This is a genomic window from Bradyrhizobium sp. Leo114 (assembly GCF_055229415.2).
The window spans coordinates 1-21,724 of record NZ_JBUYEN020000048.1 but is presented as its reverse complement, the minus strand read 5'-3'; the positions used below and the strand labels follow the sequence as shown (position 1 = coordinate 21,724).

Annotated in this window: 18 protein-coding genes and 1 pseudogene; 9 read left to right on the top strand and 10 right to left on the bottom strand. The window is 63.8% G+C overall.

Annotated features, from left to right (window positions below):
• Nucleotides 1-22: 22 nt before the first annotated feature.
• The 4 genes and pseudogenes from ACZIRK_RS36710 to ACZIRK_RS36695 form a co-directional block, all read right to left on the bottom strand.
• Nucleotides 23-1,330, bottom strand: coding sequence for an HlyD family type I secretion periplasmic adaptor subunit (locus tag ACZIRK_RS36710; RefSeq protein ID WP_130227224.1), 1,308 nt, complete (start codon nt 1,328-1,330; stop codon nt 23-25).
• Nucleotides 1,327-3,081, bottom strand: coding sequence for a type I secretion system permease/ATPase (locus ACZIRK_RS36705; RefSeq protein WP_130227223.1), 1,755 nt, complete (start codon nt 3,079-3,081; stop codon nt 1,327-1,329). Before ACZIRK_RS36705 ends, ACZIRK_RS36710 begins: the two co-directional genes overlap by 4 nt.
• Nucleotides 3,082-3,230: 149 nt before the next feature.
• Nucleotides 3,231-4,826, bottom strand: coding sequence for a phytase (locus tag ACZIRK_RS36700; protein ID WP_245474813.1), 1,596 nt, complete (start codon nt 4,824-4,826; stop codon nt 3,231-3,233).
• Nucleotides 4,827-4,895: 69 nt separating this feature from the next.
• A pseudogene (locus ACZIRK_RS36695) lies at nt 4,896-5,138 on the bottom strand (calcium-binding protein); the annotation flags it as partial.
• Nucleotides 5,139-5,455: 317 nt separating this feature from the next.
• Between ACZIRK_RS36695 and ACZIRK_RS36690 the strand changes: the two are divergent.
• Nucleotides 5,456-5,800, top strand: coding sequence for a DUF1491 family protein (locus ACZIRK_RS36690; protein ID WP_130227221.1), 345 nt, complete (start codon nt 5,456-5,458; stop codon nt 5,798-5,800).
• Between the two features lie 98 nt (nt 5,801-5,898).
• Here the strand turns inward: ACZIRK_RS36690 and ACZIRK_RS36685 are convergent, their stop codons facing one another.
• Entirely contained in the window at nt 5,899-6,831 is a 933-nt protein-coding gene (locus tag ACZIRK_RS36685; RefSeq protein ID WP_130227220.1) for a DUF2336 domain-containing protein, read from the bottom strand.
• 307 nt (nt 6,832-7,138) lie between these two features.
• Between ACZIRK_RS36685 and ACZIRK_RS36680 the strand changes: the two genes are divergently transcribed.
• Both ACZIRK_RS36680 and ACZIRK_RS36675 read left to right on the top strand, forming a co-directional pair.
• Nucleotides 7,139-7,339, top strand: a complete 201-nt coding sequence (locus ACZIRK_RS36680) for a hypothetical protein (protein ID WP_084799927.1) — start codon at nt 7,139-7,141, stop codon at nt 7,337-7,339.
• A gap of 16 nt (nt 7,340-7,355) precedes the next feature.
• Complete coding sequence (locus ACZIRK_RS36675; protein ID WP_130227219.1) at nt 7,356-8,135, top strand: hypothetical protein; 780 nt, start codon at nt 7,356-7,358, stop codon at nt 8,133-8,135.
• A gap of 126 nt (nt 8,136-8,261) precedes the next feature.
• Here ACZIRK_RS36675 and ACZIRK_RS36670 read toward each other — a convergent pair whose 3' ends face one another.
• The 3 genes from ACZIRK_RS36670 to ACZIRK_RS36660 are packed head-to-tail and all read right to left on the bottom strand — an operon-like array spanning nt 8,262 to nt 11,768.
• Nucleotides 8,262-8,882 (bottom strand): DUF1254 domain-containing protein, encoded by a 621-nt coding sequence (locus ACZIRK_RS36670; protein ID WP_130227218.1) that lies wholly within the window; start codon nt 8,880-8,882, stop codon nt 8,262-8,264.
• On the bottom strand, nt 8,879-9,457 hold the full coding sequence (locus tag ACZIRK_RS36665) for a DUF1214 domain-containing protein (RefSeq protein ID WP_028166152.1): 579 nt from the start codon (nt 9,455-9,457) through the stop codon (nt 8,879-8,881). Before ACZIRK_RS36665 ends, ACZIRK_RS36670 begins: the two co-directional genes overlap by 4 nt.
• Nucleotides 9,458-9,497: 40 nt before the next feature.
• The gene (locus ACZIRK_RS36660; RefSeq protein WP_130227217.1) at nt 9,498-11,768 is read right to left on the bottom strand and encodes a transglycosylase domain-containing protein; all 2,271 of its coding nucleotides are present in this window, start codon (nt 11,766-11,768) and stop codon (nt 9,498-9,500) included.
• 295 nt (nt 11,769-12,063) lie between these two features.
• Here ACZIRK_RS36660 and ACZIRK_RS36655 point away from each other — a divergent pair, with 295 nt between their 5' ends.
• From ACZIRK_RS36655 to ACZIRK_RS36645, 3 genes are all read left to right on the top strand, one after another.
• Complete coding sequence (locus ACZIRK_RS36655) at nt 12,064-12,579, top strand: YcgN family cysteine cluster protein (protein WP_028166150.1); 516 nt, start codon at nt 12,064-12,066, stop codon at nt 12,577-12,579.
• Nucleotides 12,580-12,738: 159 nt separating this feature from the next.
• Nucleotides 12,739-14,319: an MDR family MFS transporter gene (locus ACZIRK_RS36650; protein WP_474419173.1), complete on the top strand. Its 1,581-nt coding sequence runs from the start codon at nt 12,739-12,741 to the stop codon at nt 14,317-14,319.
• A 1,524-nt stretch (nt 14,320-15,843) separates the two neighbouring features.
• Complete coding sequence (locus ACZIRK_RS36645; RefSeq protein WP_349645125.1) at nt 15,844-16,455, top strand: hypothetical protein; 612 nt, start codon at nt 15,844-15,846, stop codon at nt 16,453-16,455.
• Between the two features lie 390 nt (nt 16,456-16,845).
• Here the strand turns inward: ACZIRK_RS36645 and ACZIRK_RS36640 are convergent, their stop codons facing one another.
• Nucleotides 16,846-17,097: a hypothetical protein gene (locus ACZIRK_RS36640; RefSeq protein ID WP_165435537.1), complete on the bottom strand. Its 252-nt coding sequence runs from the start codon at nt 17,095-17,097 to the stop codon at nt 16,846-16,848.
• 264 nt (nt 17,098-17,361) lie between these two features.
• Here ACZIRK_RS36640 and ACZIRK_RS36635 point away from each other — a divergent pair, with 264 nt between their 5' ends.
• From ACZIRK_RS36635 to ACZIRK_RS36625, 3 genes are read left to right on the top strand one after another with little or no spacing between them, the layout of a single operon-like run.
• Complete coding sequence (locus tag ACZIRK_RS36635) at nt 17,362-19,443, top strand: FUSC family protein (RefSeq protein WP_474419172.1); 2,082 nt, start codon at nt 17,362-17,364, stop codon at nt 19,441-19,443.
• Nucleotides 19,440-19,637 (top strand): DUF1656 domain-containing protein, encoded by a 198-nt coding sequence (locus tag ACZIRK_RS36630; protein WP_130229511.1) that lies wholly within the window; start codon nt 19,440-19,442, stop codon nt 19,635-19,637. Before ACZIRK_RS36635 ends, ACZIRK_RS36630 begins: the two co-directional genes overlap by 4 nt.
• A gap of 20 nt (nt 19,638-19,657) precedes the next feature.
• On the top strand, nt 19,658-20,563 hold the full coding sequence (locus ACZIRK_RS36625) for an efflux RND transporter periplasmic adaptor subunit (protein WP_130229510.1): 906 nt from the start codon (nt 19,658-19,660) through the stop codon (nt 20,561-20,563).
• A gap of 8 nt (nt 20,564-20,571) precedes the next feature.
• On the opposite strand, the gene ACZIRK_RS36620 is transcribed toward ACZIRK_RS36625, so the two are convergent.
• Nucleotides 20,572-21,489 carry a PaaI family thioesterase gene (locus tag ACZIRK_RS36620; protein ID WP_130229509.1) on the bottom strand — a complete coding sequence of 306 codons (918 nt, stop codon included), beginning with the start codon at nt 21,487-21,489 and terminating at the stop codon, nt 20,572-20,574.
• Between the last annotated feature and the right edge of the window lie 235 nt (nt 21,490-21,724).

Here is a 21,724-nt window from a genome sequence, read left to right as displayed (position 1 = left end):
CTGAACCGATCAGCAAGGTTGTTCAGCGCTCGCGGAAAGCCCGGACAATCTGGTCGGACAGCGGCTTGATGAAATAGGACAGCACGCTGCGATCATGGGTCTTGGCAAAGATTTCGGTCGGCATTCCCGGCAGAAGTCTCGCGTCTCCCAATCGCGCCAGCTCCTCGGGCGTGATCGCCACCCGTGCGGTGTAGAAACTCTGGCCGGTGCGCTGGTCCGATGTCACGTCTGCCGAGATGCGGCTGATCGTGCCCTGGATTTCCGGCGTGGTGCGCTGGTTGAAAGCGGAGAACCGCAGGTTCGCCGCCTGTCCGACATGGAGCTGATCGATATCTCCAGGCGAGATCTTGGCGTCCACGGTCAGAAGATCGGCCTCCGGCACGATCAGCATGACCGGCTCGGCCGGGCTGACCACGCCGCCGACCGTGTGGACACTGAGCTGGTGCACGATCCCGTTCTGAGGGGCGCGGATGTCGACCCGCTTGAGCTGATCCTCCGCTGCGACCTTGCGTTCGATGAATTCTCCGATCTTGCCGTCGATCTCGCGCAGCTCCTTGGCGACCTCGCTGCTGAGGTCCTGATCGATCTGGATGATCTGCAATTCGATTTCGGTGACTTTGCCGCGCACCTGCGCCGTCGCGGCCATCGACTGCGCCAGTTCGCCCTTGAGGCGCGCGGCTTCGCGCTCGAGAACCGTCAGCCGGCTCATCTGGATCAGGTTCTTCTCCCAGAGTGTCCGTACGCCCGTAAGCTCGCGCTGGATCAGCTCGATCTCCTCCGCCTTGGCCTCCTGCAGGGCGGCGTAGCCACGGATTTCATCTTCGAGCTGCGCGATGCGCTGGCGAAGCTGCGACTTCTGCCCCCGGCGCGCTGTGGCTCTCAGCTCCAACAATCGGCGTTCGCTATCGAGCGCCGTGACGAACTCCGGCGAGGGGCGATCGAGCAGCTCGGGCGGGACCACGACCCGGTCGGCGCCATCGCGCTCGCTGCTGAGGCGGGCCTTGCGGGCGCGCATCTCATCCAAGCCTTTGGCGTAGATGGCAAGGCCGGCCCGCAGCGCGGTCTCATCGAGTCGCACCAGGGTATCTCCGGCGCGAACATGATCGCCTTCGCGGACCAGCAATTCTCCAACGATGCCGCCGGTCAGATGTTGGACTTTCTTCACATTGGAATCGACGACAACCGATCCGGATGCAGTAACTGCGCCTGACAATTCCGTGGTGGCGGCCCAGCCGCCGATGCCGCCGGTCAGCACGAGCGCGATAACCATTCCGCCGATCAGATGGTGGCGCAGGCTGCGGTCTTCGCCGCGAAATGTGCTCTCGGTCATGTCGATGTCGCGGTTTGAGGAACGACCTTGAATGGCCCTGCGGGGGGTGGTTCTCGTCGGGTCAGCATCGACAACACTTCGTCCTTGGGGCCAAAGGTTTGCTGCCTGCCGTTGGCCATCGTCATTACGAAGTCGACGGCGGCGAGCGCGCTCGATCGGTGCGCGACGATCACGACGATGCCGCCCCGAGCCCGAACCGCCAGGATCGCGCGGGTCAACGCCTCTTCGCCTTCGGCGTCCAGGTTCGAGTTGGGTTCATCCAGCACGACCAGGAAGGGATCCGCATACAGCGCGCGGGCGAGTGCGACGCGCTGCCTTTGGCCGGCGGAGAGGCGCGCGCCCTGTTCGCCGATCTGGGTGTTGTATCCCTCCGGCAAGCCGACGATGAGCTGATGGATGCCGGCTGCGTTTGCGGCCGCGAGCACCATTTCCATCGGCGGGTTCGGGACAAATCTCGCGATGTTCTCGGCGATGGTGCCTTCGAACAGCTCGACGTCCTGCGGCAGATATCCGATGTGATTTCCGAGCGTCTCGGAGGACCATTGCTCCAGCGCCGCGCCGTCCAGTCGGACGACACCGCGCGACGGCCGCCATGCGCCGACAAGCGCTCGGACCAACGAGGATTTTCCCGATCCGCTGGCGCCAATGATCCCGACCGCGCTGCCCGCCTTGAGGACGAAATTGACGTCGGTGGCCAGCAGCTTTTCGGATTCCGGAGCGGTGACGGAGAGTTTTTCCGCAAGCAGCGTGCGGCTCGGCGCGGGCAGGGGCACCTGCGCCGCGGGCGCGGGGATGGCTGCCAGCAGTTTCGCCAGCCGCCGCCAGCTCTGGCGCGCCGCAACGAAACTCCTCCAGTTGGCGATCGCGAGGTCGACGGGCGCGAGCGCGCGGCCTGTCAGGATCGAGCTGGCAATGATGATTCCGCCGGATGCCTCCTGGTGGATGACGAGGTAGGCGCCCACCGCAAGGACGGCTGATTGCAGCATCATGCGCAGCATGCGTCCGACGACGCCGAAACCGCCCGAGATGTCGCCGGCGATTTTCTGCTGCCGGCGATAGGCATCGCCGAGCTCGCGCCAGCGCGCGAGCAAACGCGCGGACATCCCCATCGCAGCCAAGACTTCCGCATTGCGCCGGCTCGCCTCAGCGAGCCGGTTACGCGCGGCGGCATGGATTGACGCCCTTTGCACCGAGCGGCGGGACAAGCGATCGGTGAGCAGCGTCAGGATCACCAGCACGAGCGCGCCGCCGAGCACGGTGCTGCCGATCAACGGGTGGAACGCAAAGCAGATCACGAGATAGATCGGCAGCCATGGCAAATCGAACAGCGCCGGCAGGCCAGCCCCTGATAGCACCGACCTGATGGTGTCGAGGTCCCGGACCGGCTGCAGCCCGTCGCCGCCGCCGCGGGTGCGGAGCGGCAGACGTATCACCAGATCATAGACGCGGTCGCTGACACGCCAGTCGATCTGGTTTCCGATCCGAAGCAGCATGCGTCCACGCGTCAGCTCCAGGATACCCTGGAAGACGAACAGCATGGCTGCAATGACGCTGAGACCGACAAGCGTGGGCACGCTGCGGCTCGGCAGCACGCGATCATAGACTTCCAGCATGAACAGCGAGCCGGTCAGGCTCAGCAGGTTGATTAGTCCGCTGAACATCGCGATTGCGATCAGCGCGGCGCGGCAGGATGCTAGCGCTATATGCAATTCCGATTCCGCGGCAGGACGGTTTGCTTGCGCGATTGGCATCACGGGGAATTGCTCCGCAGATTGCAGGTGAGGGGCGCGGTTTGAAAGCATGGATGCGGAGGCGGGGAAGAACCCGCGCCTCCGCAAGTCCAAGGGCAAGTCCACGGCTTGGTGACGGACGGGGAATGGCCCGTCCGTCATGATCGCCATCAGACCAGATACTGGTGGATCAGTTGTAGCTGACCACCCTCGACCTGTTCGCCGCCGACGTTGAAGTGGGCCTGGGTATCGATCAGGTAGACGTTCTCACCGGCGTTGCCGAGGATGTGCGAGACGTCGATAACGCCGGACGATTCCTCGTCCTGGGTGAGGAAGTTCGCGCCGCCCGAAGTGAAGCGGCTCGGATCGTGCTCGGCGAGCTGCGTCAGCTTGTCGGTTGCTGGATCGTACTGCCAGACCTTGCCGAGATGCGCATTGTTGCCGACGTCCTCGCAGAGAACAATCTTGCCGTTGGCATCGACGGTCATGTTATCGAACATCTGCTGCCCTTCGGTGCCGTTGAGCAGCAGCTTGATGGTGCCGCCCGCGGCCGGGTTGCTGGCATCGTTGAAGTCCAATGCCCACAGCCGGCTCGGAGCATTGAAGGCGTCCGTCGTCACGAAGTAGAAGCGGTTCGGATTGAGCGTGTCCCAGGCGCCGTCTTCCGGACGAAGGAAGCTGGTGACGCCGGCGGCCTCGCTTGCCGCATCGATCTGAGCGCCGGTCATGCCGCTGACGTCGCCGAGATCGATCATCGAGAAGGTCGACTTCTCGTCCGTCCCGAGCGGGGAGGCGGTGTTCGGCTCGTTGTTGTTCAACGCGCCTTCCAACTCGCTGACGTGAATGCCGAAGAAATGGCCGCCGGTCAGGCCGGCCTTCTCGACGGCGTTACCGGTCGCCTTCTTGTCGCCGACGTAGAAGTAGACCTGGCCGTTCTGGCCATCGTCGAGCGCCGCGACCACAGTCTTGTCACCGGTATGCGCATTGGCGACTACGTTCTCGAAGGACATGTTGCCGAGCCAGGCGAGCTCATAGCTATTGCCGCCCTGCGCACCGCCCACGATATGGGCGAATGCCCGCCCTTCGACGCCTGACTCTTCACCGTTGAGATAGAGCCTGCCGTTGAAGCCGAGGCCGGTTTCCGCGTTGTAGAACGCGCCCTGATCGGCAAGATCGGCCGAGCACAAGCGGTTGAGCGACACCGGGCTGTTGCCGGCGTTGTGATCGACATAGCTCTTGGTCGTCGCGTCGTAGAGCCAGACATCGTGGATGAGGTCCTTGCCCGACACCGCCTGCAGCGTGGTCTTGTCGAACACCCATTCCGAGATGAACGCGCCGGTGCCGCCATGAGCGCGCGCAACGCCCAGGTTTGCGCCGATCTCGTGGTTCATCAGCACGGTGAAGGTCCCATCGCCATTGTCGAATGCGCCAAGGCCGTCGGGAATACCGGCCATCTTATAGCCACCGACACTGTCGCCCGTCGTCAGCAATGATTGGGTGTAGACATAGGAATCGCTGCTGAGGAGGTAGGGCGTCTGCGAGCTTGACGGACCCTTGACCTCATCTGCGATGATAAATTGTTCGGCATGAAGGTTCGCGATCCGCGTATCCTCGATGACGAGCTTGTCGCCATTGCCGAAGCTGATCTGAACGTCGTGGCCGACCTGTCGGGCTGAGTCGATCAGCGCCCGAAAGGAGGCGACATGGAAGTCGCGGATATCGATGCGGTCGCCGAGATCGAGATGCTCGATCGTGTCGGCGCCCATGCCCTTGCGGAACAGGAATTTGTCGTCGCCGTCACCGCCGCTGAGTTCGTCTTTGCCGGCGCCGCCAAGCAGCAGATCCCGTCCGGGGCCGCCGAACAGGCGGTCATTACCTTCGCCGCCAATCAGGGCATCGTTGCCCTTTCCACCGAACAGCGTGTCGTTGCCTTTGCCTCCGTCGATCAGATCGTCGCCCCGAAGGCCGAAGATGATGTCATTGCGGTCCGACCCGAAAAGATCGTCGTCGCTTTTCGTTCCGAACAGCTTCTTCCCGCCGTGGTGATGCGCGTGATGGTGTTGATGACGTCCTGACATTGCTTTCCCCTGGAAAATGGATCGTAGCCCGGTCCGTTAACCAATCGGTCATGACGGTCGCGCGACATCGGGATGAAGTTGCAATCGCTAGAGGCGGAAGCTCGCCCATCTGCGGCAAATGATGTCGATTTTCTCGGGAAATTCGGCTTGTTTTAGTTGCGTGACAAAGAGTCGCGGTGTGTTGGTGCCTTGTGGAAAAATTGGCAAATCGGGCGGCTCTTGCGAGGCCACGGGCTCGCCCGGTTCGGTTGAGCGCCTCGCACAAAACGAGCGGAGAGGCACTGGCGCTGATCTCGCGACCGGCTTATCGTTGTGCAATGCGATTGAAATCAAGCATTTGGGTGTCCGCATATCTGCGGCGCTGCCAGAAGGAAGGCGTGTTCGGTGCGGTGCGCCGGCGCGGCGCGGAGGAGGCGGGGGCGGTGTTCGTCAAGGTGGCGCTGCTCGACGGCAACGCCATGCTTTACACGCCTGCGCCGCAGACAGCCTATGAAGACAGCCGGCCGTTCGACCGCATCTTCGTGCCGATGACGAAGGAGCCGGTACCGGAATCATCGGTGGAGCAACGGCTCGCCAAGGAAATCCGGTTCGATCCCGATGTCTGGGTCGTCGAGACCGAGGACAAGGCCGGACGGCACTTTCTCGACCTGGCGAAGGGTTAGAGCGTTTTCGAGCGAAGTGGAGACCGGTTCGCGTGAAGAAAACGCGTCAAAACAAGAATCTGGAGCTTCGGTTCTGATTCAATCAGAACCGAAATGCTCTAGCGTCCGGAGCTCTGCGAGCGGATCGCGGGCGCATCGCCCGGCTGACCCGCCGGGCGCCTATCGGCAGATGTGGAGCGCGCGCGATGGCGCTCGTCGTCGTAGAGCGAGGGGCGATATTTGGCGCGCGCGACCGCCATGGTCGAGCCGCGCCATGCAGCGAGCATGATGAGCGCCGTGCGCTCGCTCAGCCGATCGTACATTCGCGACAAGCGGAATACGTAGTGCACCGATGAACCCAACGCCGGATTGAGGAACATCAGCACCCGCTGGAACGCCGGGCTCGGCATGTTCAGCGCTCTCGCCGCGCAGGCCAGCGGCTCGCCGCCGGGATCATTCACCACCTGCTCGGCGATGCGCGACGGCAGGATCAGGGCTTCGCCGACCTCGCGCGCGAAATTCTCGATGTCTTCGGCGAAGGCCGCCATTTCCAGGATTTCGATGGCGCGCGCGGCGCGCGCTGCAGGAATCCGGGCTGATGCCTTCAGCGGCGTCTGCACGATGTTCTGCAGGATCTGGACCCGTTCGCTGGCCGTCGCTGCGAAGAACATGTCGGTGATCTCTGCGGCATCGTTGGGCCGCATTGCGAGGCTCGCTGCCATCCGAAGCTGCGCTTCGGTCGGGGGTTGGACCGGCAATGGTGGAGACGGCGGCCCAGCGATTTCAGCGGCGACCGGCAACGGCTGGTCCGGATCGGTGCGCCGCAGGCTAAGCTTGCCGAGAAGCTCCTCCGGCGTCGCCGGATAGACCGAGAGCCGCGCCCGCACCGCCGCGCGCGTCGCATCGTCCACCTGGTCGATCAGGCGCGAGGCAAGTTCGACGAACTGCCGCTCTTCATCAGCCGAATGAGCCTTGGCCTGCACATAGAGGTCGGTGAGCACGCGCAGCAGCGTCGGACGGATGTCGACGCCCTCGCGACGAGAGAGGGTCATCAGCCCGTCGAGGCCTGGAATGACTGGAGCTGCGCTCATGGGAAGGCGTACGCGACTTTCGAGAATGCGCAAAACGTTCTGACGCCAGCCTATGTCGGCGGCTTTAAGAGCCGGTTAAGGAAAACGAGCCGTGAAGGCATCCGTTAAAATGTGAACTATCTGACGGAAGCGATCTGGCGAATAAGGCACACTCGCCACATCGGTAATCGACCGGCGGCTCCGATTAAGAGGTCGTTAACCACGTGCGGTTCTTAATCCGGACGTCGCCTCGCAAATCATCGCCGCGCGGCAGGCAGAGAGAACAGAAATGGGCACCATCATTGAGTTTCCGGCGGATGCGGCTTCGCGGCGGCCGGGCGCAGTCATGGGTGGCGCTGCGAGCGATGGCATGGGGACTGTTCTGATCCTTCCCGTTATCCGGATTGAGCGCGTAACCGAGCAGAGCGACGGTGGACGCGGGCCGGCAGAAGGTGCAGCGCCTCGTCGCCGTCGTCGGCGGCGCACCTGACGATTGGACGTTTGAGATGTGGAAGGGGGGTCTTCCGAGCCGGAGCACGGGACGCCGTCGCGCACGCCCGGTAGTGGCGCTGCTGCTGATCGGCACGGCGCTCGGCGGCTGCAGCGGCGGTGATTTCGGTCGCACCCGCGCCGACTTCCGCAACGACGACATGCACCGCTGGCTCGGCGCGGAAGCGACCGGCAGCATCGGCATGAGGCCCTCGCAGTTCCAGCTTACCGAGAACGAGCGCCAGCTCCGCGATCTCGCCTATCCCCTGATCGAGCCGCCGCATTCGCGGCCGGCCTGGAAGAGCGTGTTCGGCGACTATCAGCCGCTGCCATCGCCATGGCGACAGAAGGTGGTGTTCGACCGCACCGCTTACGGGCGGGCGCTGATCGATGAGCCCCACCGCGCGCACACTTCCCGCTACATGCAGCTGATCGACGACGTGCGCGACGACATCACACGTTTCGACCCTTTCTTTGCGACGGCGTGGCGCGTCATCGAGCTCGACCGTAAGCGCAATGCCAGCCTCGGCATGGTGTCGGACCTGTCGCCGCGGGAGCGGGCTGATGCGATCGCGCGGATGGAGGAGAACACGCTGATCGTGCAGTGGGTCCAGCAATGCCTGGAGCGGCGGATCTCGTCCTATCGCTGGGCGCTGGAGCGGTTGGTGATCCAGGCGCCCGACAACGTCGCGGCCGATGCCGACCGCCTGATCGGCGAGCTTGCCGTGCTGACCGCCAATCCGCCAGTCGCCGCACAGCCGCCGGTGATCGGGCACGCAAGGGTCGTGAAGGGCTAACGACCGCGCCACCGCGCACAGACCTCATCCTGGGGAGCGGGCGTAAGCCCGCGTCTCGAAGGATGGGCCACGGGCCTCATGGTTCGAGACGGCGCTGCGCGCCTCCTCACCATGAGGGCTGGCAGTCTAGCGCTTGCCGGAAGGCCGTGCCGCGGGCGCAGGGGCGGGGAGCGGGATTTCGGCCTGCTTCGGTGCCGGCGGCCAGGCCTGCACCTTGCAGCTTGCGGCCGCGAGCGAGGCCTGGGCCTGCGGCATCAGGCCTGGCTCGGCCGCCAGCGCCTTCAGGAGGATCAGGCCGGTCGTGGTCGGGGAATCGATGATCAGTCGGTCGGCGGCGGTGACGTCCTCATCCTCCGGCAGCTCGTTGTGCTGCGCCTCGGTCATCAAATCGAGCTCGATCACCTTCTTGCCGGCGGAGCGGTCGTTGATGGCGTAATAGGCGAGCTCGTTGCGAGTGTAGAACGACACCGAGGTATAGGCCTGGCTCACCGGCACCGTCAGCTTGATCGGCCCGGTCGAGAGATCGTAGCGGCAGATCGCCATCGCGAATGCCGGGTCCATAAACGGCATCAGCGAATTGCCGGGATCCGCTGATGGCAGTGGCGTGACCGCGTTGAGCTTTGTGATCGGCGTCAGCCGCGAATAGGCATCCTGTGAGGCGATCCGCGGCAGGGCCAGCACGCTGACGAGGTGCACCACGCCGCCCAGCAGCACGCCTGCGATGATCGTGAAGGCGAGGCGGATCATGGGCAGCCCACCGTCGAAATCGTCGGCATCGGCGCGTCGCGCTGGGTCCGCGTCGCCACCCCGACCGGCGTATCGTAGAGCCGCAGCATCAGCGCGTAACGCTCGATGCCGCCCGTCGGCAGCCAGTTGCCGGCGCGCGAGCGCGAGGCGATGCGGATCTCGAAGGTGCCATCGGATGCGCGGATGATCTCCTGGCTGGTGAAGCCGTAGCGCTGCAGCGAATTCGCCACCAGACGGCCCTTGTTGTCGAACAGCGTCAGCGTCCAGAACCGCGCCGGCGGGGTGACGCCGCTGACGACGACGTCGCAGCGTCCGTCGAGCGGTTTCTTGTTGTCATCGGTGGTGGCGGTGAAGCCGATGCCGTCGCCGGTGCCAACAGGCAATTCGCCCGAGCGGGCGATGATCGCGCGGTTGTAGGGGTCGATGTCGGATGTGCCGTTCCGCGGCCGCGCGGTCCATGCGCCGATCTTCAGCGTGCCGATATTGGTGCCGCGCGTCGCGGCGACGTAAGTCGAGCCGAGCCCGATCCCGGCGGCAACGATCAGCGCGAGCAAGGTGATGAGGATCAGCCGCACGGCCTTACAGCTCCGAAGCGATCACTGGCCGGATCATGCTCTAGTTCTTGCGCGGCGTCGGTGGCGCCGCCTGGTCGCCGGCCGCCGTGATGTAATTCTCGGGGAACGCCAGTGCGCTGGACGACGGCTTATCCGGTTGCGCCGGCGCGTTGGACGACGTCTTGCCCAACGTCCTGGCCGCATCGTCGAGCATTTTCTCGACCCGCACCAGGATATCGGCGCCGCGCTTGGTCAGCACTGGCGGCGGCCCGGGCTTGGTCTCGAGTATCTTGGGCGCGGCATTCGCCTGCGCCGCCGGCTCCTTCGGCAGTTTCTGGCCCATGCCGATGCCGGGAATTTCCCGGACCTCGACGCCCTGATGCGCGGCGACCATGATGTCGTGCCAGGTCTGTGCCGGCAGCGAGCCGCCGGTCATGCGATTGGTCGGCGAGTAGTCGTCATTGCCGTACCAGACCGCGCAGGTGAAGTTGCCGGTGTAGCCGACGAACCAGGCGTCACGATAGGCGTTGGTGGTGCCGGTTTTGCCGGCGGTCGGAATGCCGTCGAGCGCGGCGCGGCGGGCGGTGCCTTCGCTCACCACGTGGCTCATCATCCCCGCCATGTCGGCGGCAACGGAGGCCGGGATCGCCTGCCGCGGCTGCGGACCGTCGCGGTCCCAGCGCCAGACGAGGTCGCCGGCGCCGGTGCGGACTTCCAGCACCGAATGCGGCGTGACGGACCGGCCCCTGTTCGGGAACGTCGCGTAGGCGACCGCATGCTCGACCACGGTGACCTCGTCGGAGCCGATCGGCAGCGACGGCGTATCCGGCAGCGGCGCCTTGAGGCCGAAACGACGGGCCACTTCGACGATCTTGGCGCGGCCGGCCTTCGGGCCTTCCTTGCCACCGAGCGCGATCGAGAGTTTCACCGGCACGACGTTGATCGAGCGCGTGATCGCCTGCGTCAGCGTCACCGAGCCGGAATAGGAGTGGCCATAGTTCTGCGGGCACCAATTGCCGATGCACACGGGGCCGTCGACGATCTTCGAGTTCGGCGTGAACCCGTTCAGGAGCGCCGTGGTGTAGACATAGGGTTTGAACGACGAGCCGGGCTGCCGGTAGGCGTCCGTGGCGCGGTTGAACTGACTGGCGCCATAGTCGCGGCCGCCGACCATCGCGCGCACGCCGCCGTCGAGATCGGCGACAACGGTCGCCGCTTGGGTCGCGTGATAATCGCGGCCGAACTGGCGAAGCTGGTTCTCGATCGCTTCCTCAGCGGCGCGCTGTACGTTCATGTCGATGGCGGTACGGACCACGAACACGCGCTCGGTGTAGGATTTCGGGAAGGTGTCCACGAGCCTGCGCATCTCGTCGAATGCCCAGTCGAGATAGTAGTTCGGCGAATTCTCGTCGCGCCGGTCGACCGCCACAGCGGGATTGCGGCGGGCGCCGAACACCTGGCCCTCGGTCATGAAGCCGGCATCGACGAGGTTATCGAGCACGACGTTGGCGCGGGCGCGCGCCGCCGGCAGGTTGATATGCGGTGCGTATTTGGTCGGTGCCTTGAACAGGCCGGCGAGCATCGCGGCTTCCGCCAGATTGACGTCGCGCGCCGACTTGTTGAAGTAGAAATGCGCCGCGCCGTCGACGCCGAAGGTGCCGCCGCCCATATAGGCGCGGTCGAGATAGAGCTTCAGGATCTCGTTCTTGCTGAGGCGGTGCTCGAGCCAGATCGCCAGGAATGCTTCCTTGATCTTGCGCTCGATGGTGCGCTCGTTGTTCAGGAACAGGTTCTTGGCAAGCTGCTGCGTGATCGAGGAGCCGCCCTGGCGCACGCCGCCGGCCTGCGCGTTGGTGACAAGCGCGCGGGCGGTGCCGGCGATGTCGATGCCGAAATGGTCGTAAAAGCGGCGGTCCTCGGTGGCGAGGGTGGCCTTGATCAGAACGTCCGGAAAGTCTTCCAGCGGGATCGAGTCGTTATGCTTGATACCGCGGCTGCCGATCGGATTGCCGTAACGGTCGAGGAAGCTCACCGCGAGATCGGACTTCTTCAGCCAGTCGTCATCGGCGGTTTCGCGGAACGCCGGGATCGCCAGCGCCAGCAGCACGACCATGCCGCCGAGCCCCATGGTGGCGGCTTCCGACAGCGGCTCGATGAACACCCAGCGCTTCCAGCGGCCGACATAGAAGCGGTCCATGAAGGTGGAATAGCGCTCATAAAGCTCACGCAGTCCCCTGGCGGAGGAGAACAGCGTGGAGTCGATGCGCGCATCCAGGTCCAGAAAGAAGTTCCGGAGCTTGGTCGTCCACTGCGGCGGTAGGATCTGGCGCACCGGGGCCCTTGCTCGTTTAGAAACCGCTCACGTGCCCATCCATTTGGGCACCGGTCGAGCGTCTTGATTCCATGTTGCGGCAAACCCAAGGCGCTGTTCGCGTCACCTGGGAGACTCGGTTGTTGTTTCTATCTGAGCGGAGGCTATAAACCAATGGTGTTGCTTGCGATTTTAATGTCAGGCTGAACCTGTTTGTGAACTCGTTCGGCCGCCTTTAGATGAGCCCGCTTGCGCGCCTGCCACTGCCGCCCCTAGATGGGGTGCGAGCCGAGTTAAACCAAATTCTTCGATGTCCATGACCGCACCACCCAAGCGCGCCTCGAACCAGGAGGGATTTTTCTGGAAAACCAAGACGTTGGAGCAAATGTCCAATGTCGAATGGGAAAGCCTGTGCGACGGCTGCGGGCGCTGCTGCCTGGAGAAGCTCGAGGACGAGGACACCGGGAAAATCTACTTCACCCACGTCTCCTGCAAACTCCTGGATGCGGGGCGCTGCGCCTGCAAGGACTATCCGAACCGGTCCGACAAGGTTCCGGACTGCGTCCGGCTGACGCCGGAGAATGTCCGTAGCCTCAATTGGCTGCCGCCGAGCTGCGGCTACAAACTGGTGGCGGAAGGGCGCGATCTCTATTGGTGGCACCCGCTGATTTCCGGCGACCCGAACACCGTGCACGAGGCCGGCGTCTCCGTGCGCGGCCGGGTGCAGGGAACCGAGGACGAGATCCCAGATGCCGAGCTCGAGGACCACATCGTGCGGTGGCCGGCGCTGCTTCCGAAACGGGCGCGACTGAAAAACCGGCCGAAATCGTAGCGTCTCGTCCAAGGCGCAACTCACGTCATTGGGATGACGCGGCCTTGGAATGCGCCCATGCGCTGAGCCGCCTGCCTCAACAGGAATTTGCTGCCTAGATTGAAATTCATAGAACGATTCCATTGCGGCGTTGCGCTGCAGCGAGAAATTGCGCCCGAGATGAACAAGTTCGAACGGCAGAGCCGTGAACCTGCCGACCGACAGACATTGCCTGCAGACGTAGCCGAAGAGCTGTCCCGCCTGCCGACCGAGGTGATCGACCTCGCCGACGCGCCACCCTTGGCGCCGCCGGCTCCGCTTGCCCCGGACGAAGTCCGCACCATCGTGATCAGCCTGATGCTCACGATGTTCCTGGCGGCGCTCGACCAGACCATCGTCGCGACGGCGCTGCCGACCATCGGCCGCCAGTTCGGCGACGTCTCCAACCTGTCCTGGGTAATCACGGCCTACCTCTTGGCGTCGACCGCGGTCGCGCCGGTATTCGGCACGCTGAGTGACATCTATGGCCGCCGCGCCATGATCATCACCTCGCTCAGCCTGTTCGTCGTCGGCTCGATCCTGTGTGCGGTCGCGCCCAACATGCCCATATTGATCCTGGCGCGCGGGCTGCAGGGGCTCGGCGGCGGCGGCATCATGCCGGTCGTGCAGACCGTGATCTCCGACGTGGTCAGCCCGCGCGAGCGCGGCCAATACCAGGCCTATTTCAGCAGCGTCTGGATGGCCGGCGGCATCGCGGGGCCGGTGATCGGCGGCGTGTTCGCCGAGCACCTGCACTGGTCGATGATCTTCTGGATCAACCTGCCGCTGTCGTTTGCCGCACTGGCGCTGCTGTTGCCGAAGATGGGCAAGATCCCGGTGTTCCACCGCAGGCGCAAGGTCGACTGGCTTGGCGGCATCCTGTTGATGGCCTCCGCTGTCGTATTCATGCTGGTGTTGAGCTGGGGTGGCAACCATTTTGCCTGGCTGTCGCCGGTGATCATGGCGATGATCGGCGCGTCGTTTGCGCTCGCCGCCACCTTCGTGTGGCACGCGGGCAGGGCGGACGAGCCGTTCCTGCCGCTGTCGCTCCTGAGCGGAACAGTCGTTCCTTTCGCGATCGTCGCGGGCAGTTGCGCGCTCGGCGCGATCGTCGGGCTGACGGTGCACCTGCCGCTCTACTATGAGGTGGTCTATCACCTCAGCGCCAGCGAGGCCGGGCTGGCGCTGATCCCGCTTGCCGCGGTCTCGACCTGCGGCGCGGCGATTGCCGGCCGGACCATGGCGCGTGCCAAGCATTACAAGCGCGTCGCGATCGTCGGCACCTCGGTCGCCGCCCTCTGCGGCGTGGCGATGGCGATGACCACGCTGCCGCTGTGGGGGCTGCTCACGCTGATGTCGGTGTTCGCGCTCGGCCTCGGCACGACGTTTCCGGTCAGCGTGGTCTCGCTGCAGAATGCGGTGGCGCGCTCGCAGGTCGGCACCGTGACCGGTGCGATGAATTTCTTCCGCGCGCTGATGGCCTCGTTCGCGGTGGCGGCGTTCGCCGCGATCCTGCTGATGGCGCTCGGCGCCGACATCTCGCTTGCCGGCGAACATCATGGCGAGGTGAGCTCGATCCCGGTCGCCGACATGACCAACGCCTTCCGCTTCGTCTTCGGCGCCGCCGCCGTGCTGCTCGCAACGGCTGCGCTGTGCATCACCATCATGGAAGAGCGGCCGCTCGCAGGCCCGACCACGCGCCAGGTGGAAGTGGCGGAGTAGGCGGATCGGGCCTTACGTCGCGGCCCGCCCGTGCTTTCGTGGACGACGTATTCCCTCATTGCGAGCGCAGCGAAGCAACGCATGCCTCAACACGCGGCGCGATGGATTGCTTTGCTGCGCTCGCAATGACGAGGTGAGTTCCGATTCAAATTTCAAACAGCTTTGCGCGGTCATCGTCCGGCTTGACCGGACGATCCAGTATTCCAGAGGCGGTAGTGCTTGAGCCGAGAAGCCGCGGGATACTGGATGCCCGCCGGAGCCTGTCATCGGGCCGCGTACGCGTCGACCCGTTGGCGGGCACGACGGTGGAGTGAGTGGATATGCGTCCGCATTCTCGCGGCGTAATCCGCCCGAGTTTTGCTTACTTTCACCCTCTCATTGAACAGAGGGCGCAGGGAAAGCCGGGTGCTGGTTGCACCCATGGGTCCCATGCAACAAAAGGCACGGGGGTAGGACCACAGGTTCAACCGAAGCATTCCGGCTTTCCCTGCGCGATGGTGTTACGGTTTCCTTCGTGCTCTCCTTGGTGACCGGGCTTTTTGCCACCATCGCCTCTCGCGCGGATTTCTTCGCGCAAAAAAACTTAGCGCCAGCGTCGGGGCGCCAGGACCACACGACTTGAAGTCTAGTGGCTTTTTCGGCCTGTTGAGAACGGCGGAAGCGCCGGAAAATAAAGGCATTTTCTGATCTCTGCTGGGCCGACGAAAGGGCCGCCGAAACCGGCTGGGCCCCGATAGGCCCTAGTTTCACACCCTGTGCGCTGGCGCGCTTCGTCCTGAAAGCCCAAGGACGCACCGTGCGCGCGTCCTTGCTACGAATGTCTATGGGATTGCGAAACGTCGGCCGCTTACGGTCTTGGCTGTCTGAAAACGCCAAGGCGCTTGATGGCGATAGAAGAAGTAGTTCGTCCGAGACCCTCTTCGCCCCCAAACTCGCAAGCAGCGGGAATAAAAACGGATGCCGGACGGTAATAAGGACTGTCTGGTATTCAGGGGCTGAACTCAAGCCCTTAAGTTCCACTTCAGTTCACTCCGCAATCGTTGCTCAACGCAAACAAAGGAGTGTCCAAATGTCTCGTCTTTCAGTTTTCGCAGCGGCAACTTTTCTGTCGGTGTTAGCGACAACCCCGATGGCCTTCGCCACGGAGCATCACCACGTCCGCACAGCGCCGCAGCACATCAGCCTTCCAGCGCGGGCCTACGCAGGGCCTCAGCCATTGATGCACTACCATGACACTCCAAGCTACAACGACCCCTCGAAGAATGGATGCTGCGGCTGACCTGCAATGCAAGTAGAGCATCTCTGAAGACGTGCTCGGTGCTCGACGTAATGCGCAGGCACTGACGGCCTACGCCTTGCGGAAGGGGGCGCGCGCCTTACGCTTCAGTTAGCAGGTCCGCAATCGGTCGTCAGGGTCCTTTGGAGGGTGCCGAAGCCGCGGGGTCCGCGCGACCGCGCCCTGCGAGCGTATTTGCAGTTTTTCAAATCGCTCTAAATTTATGTACCGTTCTAGAGACTCCGGCCATGCCGCGCTCCGATGAACCTGCCGACGTGATCCGAATGGAAAAGGCAGGCCGGTTTCCGAGACCGACCTACATCTCTCCGAACCGGCGCGTCTGGTTCGAGATCGGGTGGCAGAACGAAATCATGGCCGGCGCCGGGGCCGCCGCAACCATCTCCGCCGCTCGAAATCCTGAGGGTGCCGCCGCAGCACGTCGGGGCGCGCTCCGATTGAATTATCGGGACGTCCTGCAAACGAGTAAGGCCGCAGTTGGCGGCTGGTTGCGCAATGTTGCTGAACATCCATTCAAAAAAGTTCCGACACAGTTCCCGAAACTCCACGGCCAGCCGTTCGTTTTCTTGTCAGTTGTAACTAACGAGAGGAGACGAACCATGAGAAAGCTTTCTTACGTTCTCGCCGCGTTAGCAACCATCGCTGTTGCGGCCCCTACAGTCGCAAGCGCTCAGGGTTTTAGTGTTCGGATCGGCAGCGACCGAGACTACTATCGCGACCATGATTATTACGGACCCCGTGCTGGGTTCTATGGGTATGACCGTGGCTGGCATCGCGGATGGTATCATCGCTATGGCGACCGCGACGTAATCATCAGGCGTCACCACTACTGGGACGACTAACGGAAAATGGCCCCTAGCCGGGGCCATTTTTTTTCGTCTGTTGATAGGTGCGATAATGAACTGAAGCAGTCCGATGTATTTAGGGATAACGCGCAGAACTGCGCCGAGATGGCGGAGCGGGCGAAAGATAAAGCGGCGTATAAGCGCTTTAAACGCATGGACTGGCGTTAGCCAAGGAGCAAGAAGGTTGGATGGCGAGATACAACCAAACAGGTCCGTGCTAACCGAAGTCCTTGACGGAAAAACCTGACGGGAGAGCTGTCTCCCTGCCGCGTTAATGCACCAGCGGGCAGATGGCGCGTTTCAGCGTGTTTCAAAAGAAAAAGCCCGGCCAGCGGATGTACTGACCGGGCGCTGCTAAAATGGGCGGTCACCGCCCATTTCCGCTGATCAAGCCGCGCGCCGCAGCTCGTCGTGATCAACGGCCTTCATTGCAGGCTCGCCAATGATGCGCCGCAGCTCGGCCGCGATGCCACTGCGGCGGTTTATCAGCCCGCGCCTCGGCAAGATGGCCGCGAGCACGGTCACCAAGCGCGATATCGCCACACTCTCGGATGATATCGTCGCTGGCCGGTATCCCGGCAGCAAGGCGTCGGTCGCCAATGCCCGCCACATGCGCCGCGCGGCCTCGGGCCTGTTCAATTGGGCCGCTGAGGCGGGCCGCGAATATGTGACCGCGAGCCACGTTGAAATCTCTAGGCAATTTGACATGGATGCGCATTGGCCTTTGGGGGCTCGCGGCGGGGTCAGATGCATTGCCAAACTGATTGGAGCGGTCGGACATGCGAGCACCCGGGCGCTGAATGCGTCACGATCAACGCGAACAGCGGGAACTTGGCCGCCTGATCTGCTTTGAGAATGCGAGGTCGCACGGCCGTGTCGAAGGCCGCCTCACGGGTGGGGAGCATGATCGCGATCATCCGCGGATTTTCCTGGCGGGACTGGCTGTTCTCGCTCAAGTCCTTCGCCGCTGCCGTGCTGGCGCTGTACATCGCATTTCAATTGGACTTGTCGCAACCGAGCTGGAGCGTCACCACGGTCTACGTTGTATCCCAGCCGCTCGCGGGAATGGTGCTCGCCAAATCGCTCTACAGGGTGCTCGGGACGGTGATCGGTGCGGTCGTATCGCTGGTCCTGGTCGCGCTCTTCTCCAATGCGCCAGAGCTATTTTGCCTTGCGCTCGCGCTCTGGATCGGTGCGGGCACAGCCGTTTCCATTTATCTGCGCGACGCGCCGCAGGCCTATGTCGGCATGCTCTCCGGCTATTCGGCCGCCATCATCGGCCTGCCGGCAGCGCTCGCTCCGGAGACCGCCTTTGACTTTGCCGTGGCGCGTTGCCTGGAAATCATCCTCGGAATCGCCTGCGCAACGGTGGTCCACCACCTCGTGTTTCCGCAACGAGCAGGCGCCGCGCTGGTTGATGCGCTGTCATCGACGCTGCCGACGATGGCGCGCTGGGCGGGAGACAGGCTGTCGGCTGAACCGGTCGAGGCCGAAATTCAGATGGACCGGCGCCGCATGGTCGCTGCCGTCGTAGGTCTGGAGCAGTTACGGGTGTTCGCCAATCTGGATACGCCGGCGGTCAGGGCGATGGACAGTCTGGTCCGCCTGTTCGAAGCGAAGCTGCTATCGCTGCTGGCGCATCTTGTCTCGGTTCATGACCGGATATTGCTGCTGCGGCAACGCGACCCGCAGCGAGTCGAGCGGCTGCGGCCGCTTCTGCAGGCGACGACGGCGCATATCGCCGCCTGGACCGGATCCGCGACGCCGGATGAATCGCGGCGGGAAGCAGGTCATGCGGCGAGAATCCAGGCCGAGATCGACGCCGCACAGCCGTCGCGGCGGGAGCTTGAAAGTACACCGAACGCCTTCCTGGTGCGCAACATCTTGCTGCGGTTGCAGGACATCATCGATATCTGGCGCGATGCGGTCTGGATCCGGACTCATATTGGCTTGGGAGTGCTGCCCCCGGAGCGCGAAGCCGCGCCGTCCTTTCAGCCCTATCGCGAGCCAGCGCTCGCGTTGACCGGCGGCGTTGTCGCTGCGTTGACGATCGTCTTGTCCAGTCTGTTCTGGATCTATTCGGCATGGCCCAATGGTGCGACCGCCGTCACCTTCGCCGGCATCATGTGCGCGATCATGGGTGCGCGTGACAACCCGGCCGCGGGCGCGGCGATGTTTTTTCGGATGACGGTTGTCGGCGCCGTCATCGCGGCGGCCTACCTGTTTGTGCTGTTGCCGACGCTCAATACGTTTGCCGCGCTGGTAGTCGCGCTTGCGCCGTTCTACCTTGTCTGTGGGTTGCTGCTCACGATACCTCAGGCCGTTCCGATGGTGATGCCCGTGATCTTCGGCGCGGGCGGCCTGATCGGCATTTCCAACCAGATGACCTATGACTTCGAGGCGTTCGCCAACAACGCGCTAGGCTATTTGGTCGGCATCGGCTTCGGCGCGGTCTCGCTGGCGTTGTTCCGTCCGTTCGGTCGAGAAGTGGCGGCCACCCGTCTGATCCACGGCTTGTTGCGCGATCTGGCCCGCGTTGCCACAGCTGCAACGCCGCAGACGCGTGCTGCGTATGAGAGCCGGACGTTCGATCGCATCAATGCGCTGTTGGCGCAGCTCGACCCTGAATCGCCGCGCTATGGCCAATCGGTGCAGAGCGGCTTTGCCGCGCTTCGCGTCGGGCTGAACATCCTTGTCCTGCGACGGGAACTGCCGCACGTGCCGGGCGATGTGGCTGATGCGATCGAGGGCGCGTTGAGCGGCCTGTCCGCCGCATTTCGGGCAACCCTGTCCGGACATGCCTCGGCGTCTCCCGCACCTCTGCTCGAACAGGCGCGTCATCGTGCGCTCTCGGCCGAGGGCGACCTGTTGGTCGTTGCCGATGCGCTCTATGGAATCCAGACCACCATCGAGCAGCATGAGGGCTTCTTCCTTGGCGACCGACGCCTTGCGTCCCGGTCCATTGGCGAGGCGGCAACCGCATGATCAAGGAGATCAATCTCGGCGGCGTCTACGTCTCTCCGTTCCTTGCCTATATGGCAGCGGCCGCGGTCATCTGGGTGCTGATGCGGCTCGTATTCGACCGGATTGGCCTTTATCGTATCGTCTGGCATCCGGCGCTGTTCAATACGGCGCTCTACCTCATTCTGCTCACATTGGTCGTCGGCGTGAGCATGTGAGCCATTGGTGAGCTGTTGGCATGCCGAGTCTCGGGCGTTTCGCACAATATGCGGTTACGATCGCGGCCGTCGCGGCGGCGATCCTTGCAGGATGGTGGTTGTGGCGGCTGTACGAGGACACGCCGTGGACGCGCGATGGTCGGGTGCGGGCGAACGTCGTCAACGTCGCGCCCGATGTCGCGGGTGCCGTCATCGACCTGCGCGTCAAGGACAACCAGCAAGTCAAGATCGGAGACATTCTTTTCGTCGTCGACCCGGCGCGCTATCAGCTCGCGCTCGAGGAGGCGGAGGCCACAGCCGCGGGAGCCAAGGCGACGCTTGACGAGCGGCAGGAGGAACAAGATCGCCGCGAGAAGCTCAGTGCCGCCGCGATCTCCGTCGAAGCGCTCAATCAGGCGCGAAGCGCCACGCTGGAGGCCCGCGCCGCTTCCGATCAGGCGGTGGCGCAGGTCGGCGTCGCCAAGCTCAACCTCGCACGAACCAACGTGCGGTCGCCCGTTAACGGCCATGTCACCAATCTGCTTCTCAACCGCGGCGACTATGTCACGGCCGGAAAACCGGTCCTTGCCGTCGTGGACCAGGATTCCTTCTACATCGCCGGCTATTTCGAAGAAACGAAGCTGCGCTTCATCAACCTGGGAGACGCCGTTTCGATCCGATTGCTCGGGTACGACGCGCCACTGAAGGGTCATGTCGAAAGCGTCGCTCGTGCCATCACGGATCGGGAAAACGTCATCGGCACGGATCTGATCGCCAACGTCAACCCGACCTTCAGTTGGGTCCGCCTGGCCCAGCGGATTCCCGTTCGCATCGCGATCGATTACGTGCCGGAAGGCATCACGTTGAGTGCCGGAATGACCGCGACGCTGCAGGTCACGGCGCCGGGCCCTCAACCCGATGCCGCGGTTTCGGTTTCGAGCAAATAGTTGGGGGGCTATTCCTCATCCAGGCCAGGTGATCGCCGCAGCATGAAATGACCAAACGCCGAGGCGATCGGCTTGGTCGGGTCATCCTGCCAGGCCTGCGCCTCGAAAGCGACGACACGCCGGCCCTGCTTGACGATGGAAACCTTGGCGTGGCTGTCGAGTGCGCGGCCGGAGCGGAGATAGTTGATGGTCAGGCCAATCGGCTTCGGCGGTGCCGAAACGCCGAGCTCGCGCGTCACGCCCACGACCGCGGCGGTCTCGAGGAATGCGCCGGTCATGCCGCCATGGATGGCGGGCAGCAGTGGGTTGCCGATGATCTTCGGCGAGAAAGGCATCGCCAGCGTGCCATCCTCACTGAGGCGGATGCCGAGACAGCGCGCGAACGGGCTGTTTGCGAACGGGCCGGTGGGATCGTCAGGTGCTTCGAGCACGGGCAGCTCGCCATCATGGCGCGCCTTGTCGAACAGCATGTTGGTGCGGTTGGCGCCGACCATGAAGCAGGCGGTCGCGGTGGCGACCGGATCGTCTTCGGACTCCTGGTAGGCGGTCGCGCGCACGAAGGCAATGGAGCGGGCGACGCGATAGCAGATCGAATGTGCATTGATATCGAGCCCAGGTGTCGCGGGCTTCTGGTAATCGATGCGCAGGTCGAGCGTGGCGATCGCGCGCGTGCCGTCCAGCGCGAGCTGCACGGCCATGCCGCAGGTCTCGTCGAGCATGGCGGTGACCGCGCCGCCATGCAGAACGCCCGTCTGCGTGTCGCCGACGAAGACCGGCCGATAGGGCAGGCATGACCAGGCTTCGCCGGGCGCGGCGCGATCGAGCTGCAGGCCGCTGATCCGTCCGTAGGTGGAGCGGCGCCGTTTGATGGCTTCCGCCAGTTCGTCGAACGGTAGTGGCGTGTTGAACGTCGATGTCTCGGACATGCCGACGTCTTAAACCACCGTAGCTCAGCTTGCGATCAGAATCGTAGGGTGGGCAAAGCGCAGCGTGCCCACCTTCTCTTGCACCGACCGTGGATGGTGGGCACGCTGCGCTTTGCCCACCCTACGGGCTACGAGTGCGCGAATGAGCGGCCGCTCTCTCCCTAGGTCGTCCCGGGCTTGACCGGGACCCATAACCACCAAACATCGTTGTTGAACCACGCGGTAACTCCGAGTC